13 protein-coding genes and 3 tRNA genes are annotated in these 12361 nt (G+C 58.4%); 6 read left to right on the top strand and 10 right to left on the bottom strand.

Features of this window, described 5'->3' with window-relative positions; all coding sequences use genetic code 11:
• Window positions 1-152: 152 nt before the first annotated feature.
• Complete coding sequence (locus F1529_RS09770; protein ID WP_155134216.1) at window positions 153-1697, bottom strand: adenylate/guanylate cyclase domain-containing protein; 1545 nt, start codon at window positions 1695-1697, stop codon at window positions 153-155.
• 170 nt (window positions 1698-1867) lie between these two features.
• On the opposite strand from F1529_RS09770, the gene F1529_RS09765 reads away from it, so the two are divergent.
• The 5 genes from F1529_RS09765 to F1529_RS09745 all read left to right on the top strand — a co-directional run bounded on the left by F1529_RS09765 (window position 1868) and on the right by F1529_RS09745 (window position 5206).
• Window positions 1868-2425: a nitroreductase gene (locus tag F1529_RS09765; protein WP_155134213.1), complete on the top strand. Its 558-nt coding sequence runs from the start codon at window positions 1868-1870 to the stop codon at window positions 2423-2425.
• Window positions 2422-2874: a YiiD C-terminal domain-containing protein gene (locus tag F1529_RS09760; protein WP_196220387.1), complete on the top strand. Its 453-nt coding sequence runs from the start codon at window positions 2422-2424 to the stop codon at window positions 2872-2874. The genes F1529_RS09765 and F1529_RS09760 overlap by 4 nt, the downstream gene beginning before the upstream one ends.
• The gene (locus F1529_RS09755) at window positions 2871-3317 is read left to right on the top strand and encodes an MAPEG family protein (protein WP_155134210.1); all 447 of its coding nucleotides are present in this window, start codon (window positions 2871-2873) and stop codon (window positions 3315-3317) included. The genes F1529_RS09760 and F1529_RS09755 overlap by 4 nt, the downstream gene beginning before the upstream one ends.
• Before the next feature lie 92 nt (window positions 3318-3409).
• Window positions 3410-3497: transfer RNA gene (locus tag F1529_RS09750), tRNA-Ser, on the top strand.
• A gap of 230 nt (window positions 3498-3727) precedes the next feature.
• Window positions 3728-5206, top strand: a complete 1479-nt coding sequence (locus tag F1529_RS09745; RefSeq protein ID WP_155134207.1) for an AbgT family transporter — start codon at window positions 3728-3730, stop codon at window positions 5204-5206.
• 154 nt (window positions 5207-5360) lie between these two features.
• Here the strand turns inward: F1529_RS09745 and F1529_RS09740 are convergent, their stop codons facing one another.
• The 7 genes from F1529_RS09740 to F1529_RS09710 all read right to left on the bottom strand — a co-directional run bounded on the left by F1529_RS09740 (window position 5361) and on the right by F1529_RS09710 (window position 9432).
• Window positions 5361-5729 carry a DUF4870 domain-containing protein gene (locus tag F1529_RS09740; RefSeq protein ID WP_007149348.1) on the bottom strand — a complete coding sequence of 123 codons (369 nt, stop codon included), beginning with the start codon at window positions 5727-5729 and terminating at the stop codon, window positions 5361-5363.
• Between the two features lie 43 nt (window positions 5730-5772).
• Window positions 5773-6597: an NADPH-dependent 7-cyano-7-deazaguanine reductase QueF gene (gene queF, locus F1529_RS09735; protein WP_007151626.1), complete on the bottom strand. Its 825-nt coding sequence runs from the start codon at window positions 6595-6597 to the stop codon at window positions 5773-5775.
• A gap of 65 nt (window positions 6598-6662) precedes the next feature.
• Window positions 6663-7436, bottom strand: coding sequence for an ABC transporter permease (locus F1529_RS09730; protein ID WP_155134204.1), 774 nt, complete (start codon window positions 7434-7436; stop codon window positions 6663-6665).
• The gene (locus tag F1529_RS09725; RefSeq protein WP_007150517.1) at window positions 7433-8365 is read right to left on the bottom strand and encodes an ABC transporter ATP-binding protein; all 933 of its coding nucleotides are present in this window, start codon (window positions 8363-8365) and stop codon (window positions 7433-7435) included. Before F1529_RS09725 ends, F1529_RS09730 begins: the two co-directional genes overlap by 4 nt.
• A 51-nt stretch (window positions 8366-8416) precedes the next feature.
• Window positions 8417-9082, bottom strand: a complete 666-nt coding sequence (locus tag F1529_RS09720; protein ID WP_007148373.1) for a histidine phosphatase family protein — start codon at window positions 9080-9082, stop codon at window positions 8417-8419.
• A gap of 164 nt (window positions 9083-9246) precedes the next feature.
• Window positions 9247-9322: transfer RNA gene (locus F1529_RS09715), tRNA-Gly, on the bottom strand.
• 34 nt (window positions 9323-9356) lie between these two features.
• A tRNA-Glu gene (locus F1529_RS09710) sits at window positions 9357-9432 on the bottom strand.
• A 185-nt stretch (window positions 9433-9617) separates the two neighbouring features.
• Between F1529_RS09710 and F1529_RS09705 the strand changes: the two genes are divergently transcribed.
• Window positions 9618-10271 carry a glutathione S-transferase family protein gene (locus F1529_RS09705; RefSeq protein WP_155134201.1) on the top strand — a complete coding sequence of 218 codons (654 nt, stop codon included), beginning with the start codon at window positions 9618-9620 and terminating at the stop codon, window positions 10269-10271.
• Window positions 10272-10407: 136 nt separating this feature from the next.
• Here the strand turns inward: F1529_RS09705 and F1529_RS09700 are convergent, their stop codons facing one another.
• Complete coding sequence (locus F1529_RS09700; RefSeq protein WP_155134198.1) at window positions 10408-10914, bottom strand: GDYXXLXY domain-containing protein; 507 nt, start codon at window positions 10912-10914, stop codon at window positions 10408-10410.
• Window positions 10911-12254 (bottom strand): DUF2157 domain-containing protein, encoded by a 1344-nt coding sequence (locus F1529_RS09695; protein ID WP_155134195.1) that lies wholly within the window; start codon window positions 12252-12254, stop codon window positions 10911-10913. The genes F1529_RS09700 and F1529_RS09695 overlap by 4 nt, the downstream gene beginning before the upstream one ends.
• Window positions 12255-12361 lie beyond the last annotated feature (107 nt).

The raw sequence follows: 12361 nt of genomic DNA, 5'->3' as shown, positions 1-12361 counted from the left end.
GCTTACGGCTACGCCTAAGCCGACCTGCGGGGCTGTCCGCGAAAGATCAGTTGAAAGTTCAAAGTAAAAAGTTGAAAAGGAAAACCGGGGGAGCTTTTCCGGTTCTCCTGTCTGAGCTTGTAGCTTGTAGCTTGTAGCTTGTAGCTTGTAGCTCAGACTCTCACCTCGGTCTGCACTTTTTTCGCAGCGCGGCCCATCATCTCGATGACTTTTTCACGGTCGCGTTTTCTCATGATGTCGCTCTGCACGTGCAGACTGAAGCCTTCCGCTTCATAGTCCACGGCCACCGTTTTGTCCTGCTTCAGTTCCGTGGCGGAGCGAGCCAGGGTGCGTAGAATCGTGTTCTTGTCGAAATTACGGATGCGCTCCAGATCGATGTGGATGCCAAACCCATCGGTTTGCGCAGACACATAACGGTTCTTTGCCCCCGCATCCCGTTTGGCACCCAACGCCTCGAACACCGGTATCGGTCGGTTAAACCCCTTCACCTGAATGTCGCCCATGCTGCGGCACTGAATCCGGTTATTCACCAGCGCCTGGGTCGCCTCCGAGATCAACACGCCACCTGGGCGGCAGGCGGATTCCAGGCGGCTGGCCAGGTTCACATCCGTGCCCAGAATGGTGTAATCCATGCGCGAATCGGTACCAAAGTTGCCCACCGTGGCGTAACCGGTATTGATGCCAATACGGATTTCCAGCTTGTGGTCGATGCCTTCGCGCTGCCAGCGCTGGCGTAGCAGCTTCATTTGTTCCTGCATCTCGATGGCCATCAATACACACCGGTAGGCATCTTCCTGGGCGCCTTCGCTTTTCGGATCGCCAAAAAAGATCATGACCGCGTCACCAATGAATTTATCGATGGTGCCACCGTGGCGCAGGGCAATGCGCGTCATCTCGCTCAGGTAGGTGTTGAGCATTTTGGTAAGCGTGGTCAGCGGCAGCTCTTCGGAGATGGCACTGAATCCCTTGATGTCGGAAAAGAACACGGTCAGGCGCTTGCGTCGGGTTTCCAGCTTGGCGTCACGTTTGCCGGAAAAAATCGATCCCCATACCTGGGGCGGCAGGTACTTGGCCAGCTTGCGGGACATATCCACCGCCTGCTTCTGCTGGCGCCCCACCAACTCCTGTGCCTGCTTCAGGTAACGGGCCTGCAGGTGGGCAAACGCGGAGGAGGCGCCCACATAGATACCCAGGCCAAGCATGGAAATAACCGACAACAACACCGGCGTCTGTTCCGGCGACAGCACCTGAAAGCCCAGCATCCAGCCCATCAACAAGGCGCCGACCCCGGTCATCAACACATTCAGCAACCAGGGCTTGAGACCACCACTGCTGACGGAGTTGGCATGCACAATAATCAACAACACCATGGCCGGCACCAGCGCAAAGTGCAGCAAGGCACAGACCAGCCCAATCACCATGGCATCAGCCTGCATTAACAACTGGTGAACGGTTTTGGTGGGCCGGTCCTGCTTGTCGAACAGGAACAACAACCCCTGGGCGGACATGGGATAGATGAGCAGCCCGGCCACCCCCAGCATGTACAGCTCGGGGAACAGGTTCAGCTTCAGGCCCGCCATCAGAATCATGGCGGCCACCAGAAAAGCCAATAGCCGGATGTAGTTTGCCTGACGGCGCGCCCGCTCCATGGGGCCCAGCTGGGGGCGGCGAGCTTTCTTTTTGGTCATGGAGGTCATGTGAACGGTTTCACGCGATTTCTGCGAAGCTTAGCGGTTTCCCTTCTAAGAAAAAAGACTGGGATGACTAAAGGTCTGCTATTCCCTGCCACCGGAAAACCGGCACACCCTGCAACTGGGACTTATCTGCAATTCGGGCTACCATGGCGCCGTTGTAATAGGAGCCCTGAATGGACACCCTCACCGCCCTGACCACCCGTGTATCCGCCCCGCGCCTGGAAGCCCCCGGCCCCAGCGATGAGCAACTGGACATGTTGCTGCGTGCCGCCATCCGCGCCCCGGATCATGGCCTGCTGCGCCCCTGGCGCTTCATCGTTCTACAGGGCCGCCAGCGCGAGCGCCTGGGCGACATCATGGTCGCCCACCTGCTTGAGGAACAACCCGACGCCGATAACCGCGCCCGGAACATCGCCCGCAGCAAGGCCCTGCGTGCCCCTACCATTATCGTCGCCGTGGCCGAAGTGACCGAAGGCCACAAGATTCCGGTCTGGGAACAGGTGCTGTCGGTGGGTGCGTCAGTGCAGAACATGATGCTCGCCGCCTACGACCAGGGTATTGGCGCCATGTGGCGCACCGGTGCCATGGCCAATTCCACCCTGGCCAAGGAAAAGCTCGGCTTCGCGGCCAAGGATCAGGTCGTCGCCTACCTGTACCTGGGCAAACCCGTGGGCAGCCTGAAATCCCTGCCCAACGACAGCCCCGCTGATTTCATCCGCGAACTGCCATGATGGATCTGGCGACGCTGGCAGAACAGGTGCGCGATGCCATTCCGCTTACCCGGCATCTGGATTTTCAGCTTGAGACCTTCGATGGCCAGTCGCTGACCCTTACCGCACCACTGGCACCCAACCACAACGACAAAGGCACCTTCTTCGCTGGCAGCCAGTCGGCCCTGCTGACCCTGGCGGGCTGGAGCCTGACGACCCTGTTGGCCCGGCAGGCGGGGGCAACAGCGGATGTGGTTGCCGTTGAAACCGGGTTGAAGTACCTGCTGCCGCTGGACAGCGACATGCATATCACTGCCTCGGCCAGCGCCGACGACATCCACCGCTTCGAGCAGCGACTGCAACGCCGCGGGAAAGCCACACTGTCAATTTTGGCGCAGGGTACCAGTGCCAACGGTACACAGGTCTGCGAATATCAGGGTCTTTATCTTGCGAGGATCGGATTGCCATGACTGCTGACATCACCATTATTACCACTCACCTTTATTTGCTTGCGTATGCGGGCTGGGCACTGTTTCTGCTTATCCTGCTGATCACCGCCCGCTCCCTGGCCGTGTTGAGCGGCAAGAGCAAAGCGGACGGGTTTCCGCCCTACCACTACAACCCGGCCTGCCCGCTCAACCGGCTGCATCGCGCTTACCAGAACACACTGGAATTGCTCGGCGTTCTCATCGTTGTCGTGGCCACCGCATTGTGGCTCGGCAACACCGCACTGAGTGACACCCTCCTGCCCTGGATCGTTGCCGCGCGTGTGGCCCAGAGCACGATCCATCTGGTTGGCGTCAATCACTGGCTGGTACAGATTCGCTTTGGCTTCTTCCTGGTGCAGGTCGCCCTGGTCAGCTGGCTGGCCGTGGATCAAGCCTGCTCTTTGTTGTCACTGCTCAAACCCTGAGCAACCGGGCGGCGGGACGCTTGCCTCCCGCCGCGCCCTCCGGTACTCTACGCGCCCTCAAGAGTTGCCCAGTGCGCTTTTGACGACAATCTGGTGAGGTGTCCGAGTGGCCGAAGGAGCACGCCTGGAAAGTGTGTATACCGCAAGGTATCGAGGGTTCGAATCCCTCCCTCACCGCCAAATATAAAAGCCCCGCAAACGCGGGGCTTTTTTTATGCCGCTTCGCGGCCGCAATACGGTTCACGCAGCACGCAACACGCTCCCCCCCCCCCCCAACCCTGCGGCCACAGGGTGGCAGCTCCCAGGCATTAGTGTCAGGCCTCAGGCCTCAAGCGTATAGCGCTCCACCATCACTTGCCCGCGATTCACTCAACTCGCTAAAGTAGACGTTCATTTTGCGGGGAATATCCATGACTCATACCCACGGCTGGCTAGCTCGGTTGGAGCAGTTGGGCAACCGGCTCCCCCACCCTACCCTGTTATTTGTCTGGCTCTGCCTGCTGCTGCTTCCCCTCACCGCAATACTGGGCGCACTGGATATCACCGAGGTTCATCCTCTCACCGACGACACCATTAACGCTCGCTCGCTGCTCGACGGTGACGGCCTGCGCTATCTTTTCACCACGCTGGTGGGCAACTTCACCAGTTTTGCGCCACTGGGCGTGGTGCTGGTCGCCATGCTGGGGCTGGGTGTGGCAGAACAGTCCGGGCTGCTATCGGTGAGCCTGGCCAGCCTGGTACGACGCGCCTCCGGCAGCACCCTGGTGTTCACCGTTGCGTTTGCCGGCGTGCTCTCCAGCCTGACCGTGGACGCCGGCTATGTGGTACTCATTCCCCTGGCCGGGCTGGTATTCCAGCTGGCTGGACGCTCCCCCATCGCCGGTATCGCCACCGCCTTTGCCGCCGTTTCCGGCGGCTTCAGCGCCAACCTGCTAGTGGGGCCGGTGGACGCGACCCTGGCCGGGCTGTCCACGGAAGCGGCGCATATTATTGCCCCGGAACGCACCGTGGATGCCACCGGCAATTACTGGTTCATCATCGCCTCCACCTTTCTTGTGACCGGGCTGGTGACACTGGTCACAAGAAAACTGACCGAACCCCGGCTGGCGCATTCCGGTGCAGCGACGGCCGCCTCCCCGGAGGTGCCACATACTCATCCCCGCGCCATGCGGTGGACGGGTTTGACCCTGGTGGTGCTGCTCGCCGGGCTGGCGTTACTGGTACTGCCAAGTGACGCGCCACTGCGCCACCCCGACACCGGCAGCGTACTGGGCTCGCCGTTCATTCATGGCCTGGTGGTCATCGTGGCGTTGATTGCGGGGATCTGCGGGGCGGTGTATGGCCGGGTCAGCGGGCAATTTCGCAGCAGTGGCGACATTATCACCGCCATGGAAACCACCATGGCATCCATGGCCGGGTATCTGGTGCTGATGTTCTTTGCAGCGCAGTTCGTGGCCTGGTTTAACTACAGCCAGCTGGGCCTGCTGCTGGCGGTGAAAGGCGCCGCCTGGCTTGGCGCACTGTCGGTACCCAAGGTCATTCTGCTATTGCTGTTTGTCATGCTCACTGCGCTGATCAACCTGATGATCGGCAGCGCCTCGGCCAAATGGTCCATTCTCGCCCCGGTCTTCATTCCCATGCTGATGCTGCTGGGCATTTCCCCCGAGGCCAGCCAGGCGGCCTACCGGGTTGGCGATTCCAGTACCAATATCATCACCCCGTTAATGCCCTACTTCGTGCTGGTCCTGGGCTTCGCCCGGCGCTATCAGCCGGAAACGGGCATCGGCACCTTGATCGCCCTGATGCTGCCCTACAGCCTGACATTGCTGCTGGGGTGGTCGGTACTGTTGGGCGTGTGGATCGGGTTTGGCTGGCCGCTGGGGCCGTGAGTTGAAAGTGAAAAGTTTAAAGTTGAAACGCGTGACAGGTCACTCTGATCAGAACGCAAAGAGGCCGCGCCCAAGTCACAGGCGCGGCCTCTTAATTTGAAAACGGTTAAAACGCTTACTCGCGTTTCAACTTTAAACTTTCAACTTCTAGCTATTATTTGATCAATCGAATCGTCAGCGGATAACGGTAGTGCTCTCCACCATTGGCCTTTACGGCAGCCACGATGGTCATCACCAGCCAGAAGATACCAATAATCGGCAGCAGGATGGCGCCAATAACCACGAAGGTGAGCAGGAAGGCGACAAAACCTGCGATGGAAATAGTGATATTGAAATTCAACGCTTCCTTGCCCTGATCATCCACGAAGGCACTATCGTCTTTTTTAACCAGCCAGATCACCAGTGGCCCCAGAATATTGCCGAACGGAAATACCATACCGACAAAGGCCAACAGGTGGCATGCCAGACCCAGGCTCCGCTCTTCCTGCTTCGCCAGACCATTGCTGTTATTTTCTTCGCTCATTCAAAGGTTCCTTGTTGAAAAATAAAACCCGCCACCATCCTTGCTACTGACGAATGGTGCGACGGTTGGGGAGGGGTTGTTCGCTGTTGGAGCGGAACGGGTTGATATCAATGCCGCCCCGGCGAGTAAACCGGCCGTACACCGTCAGGTGACGGGGCGAACACTGGGCCATCAGGTCCACGAAGATCTGTTCGATAATCTGTTCGTGAAACCCCTGATGGTTTCGCAGTGACACCACATAACGCAAGAAGCTGGCCGGGCTGATGGCACGGCCGGTATAGCGGATCACCACGGTAGCCCAGTCCGGCTGATCGGTGACCGGACAATGACTGCGCAGCAAGTGAGAATAGAGCTGGCCAGTCTGCTCGGAGCCCTGATCGCACAGCAACAGATCCGGACGGTACTCATAATGCTCAAAGGACAGATCGATATTGTCCACACAGTCACCACGGTCTTCCCAGACGGGGAAACCGGCAGACTCTTGCAACGAATACAGCAGCACCTCGATATCGCCACCCACGGTGTGAGCCACATCTTTTTCGATGGCTGCACGCACTGCATCGCGGCTTTCAAAGCGGGTATTGGCAAACGAGTTCAGGTACAGCTTGAGCGACTTGGACTCGACAATATTGGGGGTGGTGCAGGGCACACGCAGCTCGCACATGGCCACCAGGGGCTTGCCCTTCTCGTTGAGCCAGGACAATTCGTACGCATTCCAGATATCGGTACCGTGGAACGGCAGTGTGGTGTCTTCCAGCTCCAGGGACTCGCGGGCATCCCAGCGCGGCACCGGACACAACAGCGAAGGCATGTACTCGTCCACATACTCGCTGGAGCGACCCAGCGGCGTTTCCTTCAGATAGCTCATGATAACCTCTTGGCACTCCCGTCCATGGGACTGACTTTAATCATAGCCGGATTTAACCGGTTTCGTTAGTGCCGAATACCGGTACCACGATGCAGCAACCACAGCGCGAATAAGTAGAAAGCGATCACAAACGCCAGAATGACGCCCAGCGAGGCATAAACATTCACATCACTCACGCCCAGCACCCCGTACCGGAAGGCGTTCACCATATACACGATGGGGTTTGCCAGGCTCACGGTGCGCCAGAACTCCGGCAGCAGATCAATGGAATAAAACACCCCGCCCAGATACGTCAGCGGCGTCAGGATAAACGTGGGCACGATGGCGATATCATCAAATTTGGTGGCGAAGGTGGCATTGATGAAACCGCCCAATGCAAACAACGCTGCGGTGAGCACCACCACCGTGATGGTGATAAAGACATGCTGCATGGACAGGTGAGTAAAGAACAGGCTGAGCAGGCTGACAATCAGCCCCACCAGCATGCCACGCACCATGCCGCCAACCACATAGCCATTGAGAATCACATGGGACGGCATCGGCGAGACCAGCATTTCCTCAATGGAATGCTGGAACTTGGTGGAAAAGAATGAGCTCACCACGTTGCCGTAACTGTTCTGGATTACGCTCATCATGATCAGCCCGGGCACGATGTACTGCATGTAATCGAACCCGCCCATCTCTCCGATACGGCTGCCTATGAGATTGCCGAAAATCACGAAATACAACGTCATGGTGATTGCCGGTGGCAGCAGGGTCTGCGGCCAGATACGGGTGAAACGGCGAATTTCCTTGGTCACCAGGGTCAGGAACGCCACCCATTGCTCGCGTGCACTCATGAGGCTTGCTCTCCTGGCAGATTCTGCTCGACCAACCGCACAAACAATTCTTCCAGCCGGTTTGCCTTGTTACGCATGCTCATGACCTCAAAATTGAGTCGGGCCAGCTCCACAAACAGGGTATTGAGGCTTTCGCTTTTCGGCACCGCCACTTCCAGGGTCTTGGCATCGCGCAGCCATACCTCAAAACCTTCCAGCTGCGGAGCCTCGGTCACCGGCCGGGCCAGGTCCAGAACAAAGGTCTCCACCTGCAGCTGTTCCAGCAGGGATTTCATGTCCGTATTTTCCGCGATCATGCCATGATCAATAATGGCGATATGCCGACACAGCGACTCGGCTTCTTCCAGGTAGTGCGTGGTCAAAATGATGGTTTTGCCTTGCTCATTCAGACGGGTAAGAAAATCCCACATGGAGCGACGCAGTTCGATATCCACGCCGGCGGTGGGCTCGTCCAGAATCAGCAGTTCCGGCTCGTGAACCAGCGCTCGGGCAATCATCAGCCGGCGCTTCATGCCCCCGGACAAGGTCCGCGATTGTTTGTCCCGCTTGTCCCACAGGCCCAGTTGGCGCAGATACTTTTCCGCCCGCTCACGGGCCAGCGGCGCGGGAATGCCATAGAAACCAGCCTGGGTCACCACGATATCAAACACTTTTTCGAACTGGTTGAAGTTGAACTCCTGTGGCACCACACCAATCTGCTTCTTGGCCAGAGACCGCTGGGTATCCAGAGAGTAACCGAAGATACTGACGTCCCCGCCGGTTTTGTTCACCAGCGAGCTAATCACACCAATGGTGGTGGATTTGCCAGCGCCGTTGGGGCCCAGCAAGGCAAAAAAGTCGCCCTTCTTCACCTCCAGATCAATGCCTTTAAGCGCTTGCACGCCATTGGCATAGGTTTTGGTCAAATTGCGAATTGTCAGCGCGGACAAGGCACACCTCGTCAGAAGTCGGTAAACGGAGAAATCGGTTTAGAAATGTGGTTACAGCGCACGGTGGCCGTGATCACCACGCCATATCCAGTGAAGCTGGCCGCCACTGAACCACAGCCACAGCCCTTCCATCATCCAGGGCCAGTCATCCTCGGTAATACGCCGATGCCCGTGAAGCTCGGCCACCAGCACGGCAAGAATGGTGTCGTGGGTCACGTGCACATTCAGGTGCCCCGGGGCCGGTTCGCGCTCACTCAGGTAGCGCGCCAGCTTGGCGCGGCCTTCCGCCGGCGACAGCATGCCCTCAAAGGGTTGCTGCAAGTGCTGATTAAGGAATTTGAACGCACCCATTTTCAGGAACGTGGGGCCAACCTGGTTCAGGTCTTCCACGTAACAGCCTGGCTCTACCAGGGTGGTGTCGGTCGTAATCTCGGGAATCGTCTCAAGCAGCCCAGCCTTGCGGGCCCCTTCGGCCATGGCCTTGGCGGTGTTCACACAACGCCCCACCGGGCTGGAAAAGAACGCATCCACCGGACGCGCCAACTGGCTACCCCACTCCCGGGCCATATCGATGCCTTCCGGCGTCAGGGGCAGGCGGTAATCCGCAAAACCGTTCTTGGCCAGTTCACGCACAGAGTGCCGCGTCAGCAAATGAACGGGTTTGTCCTGCGGTAACAGGTTAAGGGCTTCCAGCAATCGCGGGTGTAGGCGCGCCATAGTCTCTTCACTTTGGGTCAGGCCTTAGTGTACGGAGCGCCATAGCGAAAGCAAACCATGAGAGGGGGATTAGGTGTGGGTCGCGTGTATGCGTGTTGCGTGAAGCGCGTTGCAGCCGCAGAGCGGCACAAAAAAAAGGGACCCGATTGGGTCCCTTTCTTGTTTGGAGCGGGAAACGAGATTCGAACTCGCGACCCCGACCTTGGCAAGGTCGTGCTCTACCAGCTGAGCTATTCCCGCTAAACTTGCTGCCAGCTAATCACTAGCGAATTAGTGGCGTCCCCTAGGGGAGTCGAACCCCTGTTACCGCCGTGAAAGGGCGGTGTCCTGGGCCACTAGACGAAGGGGACCCGGGCTTGACTTGGTACGTCAAAGCGGCGCGTAGAATAGGTATCTGCCGGGCAATCGTCAAGGAAAAATTTTGTCGCAGACCATCATTGACCCGAAAAAGTCATGCTGCTCTAGTAATGACGCGCTATAACCCTGCCGATTCCATCAAATTGGCGAAAAAACATTCACTTATCGGGAGAGAAACATGTCCATCAAGCTGTACGGGGCCGCCCTGTCACCTTTCGTCCGCAAGACCCGGGTTGCTCTGGCACTGAAAGGGATCGAATTCGAATCCGTCCACATTGACCCTAACAACACCCCGGAGGGCTATGAAAAGATCAGCCCCATGAAACGGATTCCTGCACTGGAAGTGGATGGTCAGTTTCTCGCCGACTCCGCTGCCATTTGTGCCTGGATGGAAAAGACACACCCGCAACCGGCGCTCTACCCCAGCGACGCCATGGAAATGGGCCAGACCATCTGGTTTGAGCGTTTCATCGATTACGACCTTGCCATGCGCTGCACCTTTGCGGTGTTCCGTAACCGCGTGGTGATGCGGCTGCTCGGTAAGGAATGCGATGAAGAACAGGTCCAGCATGCCCTGACCACCACTATCCCGCCGCTATTCGCTTATCTGGAAAAGACCCTGGACGGCCGCGAGTTCCTGGTGGGCGACAGCATGACCATCGCCGATATTGCCCTGGCCAGCCAAATGGTGAACTTCCGCCATGGCGGCGAAGTGATCGACCCGGCCAGCTACCCGAACCTGGCCGCACACATTGAGCGCATGCACGCCCTGGCGCCCTTCGCACAAACCATCGAGAAAGAGTCCGGCTTTATCCAGAAAGTCATGGGGTGAAGCCATTAAGAATTAATAGTGAATAATTAATAACGACGCGTGAAAGCGCGTATAACCCTGCAACGCAAGAGGCCGCGCCCAAGCCATGGACGCGGCCTCTTGCGTTTCAAAAGCAGGAAACCTGGATCGCGCGTTATTAATTATTAATTGCCTTTGCCTCCACTGCCACCAGCGCGGCTTTGCCGTTGGGGGCCACACGTACCACCGCCACCGCGCTATCGCGTAACTGTCGTTCCAGCGCCAGTGCTTTTTCCTTGGGGGCGAACAACGCCTCAATGCCATACTTCACGGTATTGCCTGCGCTCCAGGGCTGGCCGGCCACGCGACCCCGCAGGTACAACCCGGTTTCCGGCTCAGTAGCCTGGGGCTCACCGCCCCGCCACAGCGCTTCATTCGGCTGTTTTTCCAGAGGCAAATACACCACATCACCCGGCCGCAAATCTGACGCTTCCACGGTGCTGAAGTCATAACCCAGGCGGGCATAATTGCCGCGGAACAGATCTCGCGGGTCCACCGGCCGGGTTTCCAGGCGAATTTCCTCACCGACCCACAATGGATAAACCCCACCGAGGAACACCCCGGCCATCACCACGACCTGTAACCCAAGGGCCACCATCAACCCCATCACATGACAGCGCTTCATGATTGCCCCTCCCCGGCGGCGCTGGCCTTGCCTGCCGCCTCCTGATTCTGTTGTCGCCGCCAGAAGCGGGCAGCGCCGTATAGCACCGCGGCGGCCACCAGGAACATGGCCGCCGCCCCCAGATAGTCCCCAAACAGATCCAGATAACGCATCAACGCCAGCAGCAGTATCAACACAATGCCGCTATAGAAGTATTGGGTCAGCCCGCGCTTGAGTCCTTCCTGAATCAACACAATGGCAGACAGCAGCGCCAGCAGATTCATCGCCACCACAAACAGCCATGCCGCATCCCCACGCGCCATTTCAGTACCCCCAAAGGCATGAATACCCAGCAGCAAAAAGGGCAACAGCATCACCAGCAGGCGGGGGCCACTGGATCCCAAACGACGAACGACCACCCACACAGACGCCAACAGCGCCGCCAGCAACGCGGCCCACAACCCCGGATCGGCCAGCCCGACCAGCTCATGCAGATACCCTTCGGAAAACTCCCTGAATGAGAACATCAGCAGCAACAGTAAATAGCCACGCAGTGACCATAGGCCCACCAGGCTGCCTGAGCGTCGCAGATAATGAGCCTCGCTTTGCGCCGCCTGGTGACTGAATGCATACAGTAACGCCAGCAAGCCCATATTCAGGGACAGGTGGCCGGCTTCAAAATCCGGCCCCCAGCCGTCACCGTACACCCAACCGAGTAGCAGGTTCAGCCAGCTCACTAATACCGCAATGACAACCAGCAACAGGCCTCCGGAATGCGCCCGCAGGGCAATGACACCCGCCACGCCCAGAAACAGCACCATGGCCCAGGGCGGCGTGTATTGACCTTGCGCCCCCATCCACAGAAACGCCACAGCCAACATCAACAGCGCCAACAACCGGCTGCGTACCAGCCAGGCCATGGGCGCTACCCCCAGCGCCCAGTAGAACAGGCCATCGGGGAAATGTTCGCCCAGGTGATAAATCTGTGCGATCAACATGATGGAGGCGCCGTAGCTGATCCCGCCCAGAAACAGCCAGCCGCTGCCCTCCCCCTGCTTCAGATAACCCCGGATGCCGATCAGGTTCAAAGTAATGGTGGTGGCGATCAGCCCCAGCATGCGCACCGCACGGGGAATCTCTTCCCAATTGGCGGACACCAGCAACAGTATGGCCAGGCCCACGAACAGCATCGCCACGGTGACCAGTACCTTGTAGGCCAACGAGCTGTCCGCATCGTCGTCCAGCCGGGTGCCATAGCGGGCCAGGATCCGGTTACCCTGCTCCTCGCTGATATCCCCGTCGGCCACCCACTGGCGGCATTCGCTACGCAGCTCGCGCCGCAATAAACCAAGAAGTTGCATGCAGAGTCCCTTGTGCTTTTTTCCGATCAGACAGCAAGGGGGACGCAAAGGCAATCCATGTGGGTAACCGGGGATGTCACGGGGTGTTCAACAGGAAAGGGACGGCG

This window comes from Alcanivorax sp. VBW004 (assembly GCF_009718865.1).
Lineage (GTDB): Bacteria > Pseudomonadota > Gammaproteobacteria > Pseudomonadales > Alcanivoracaceae > Alcanivorax.
This window is presented reverse-complemented; position numbering and strand designations above follow the sequence as displayed.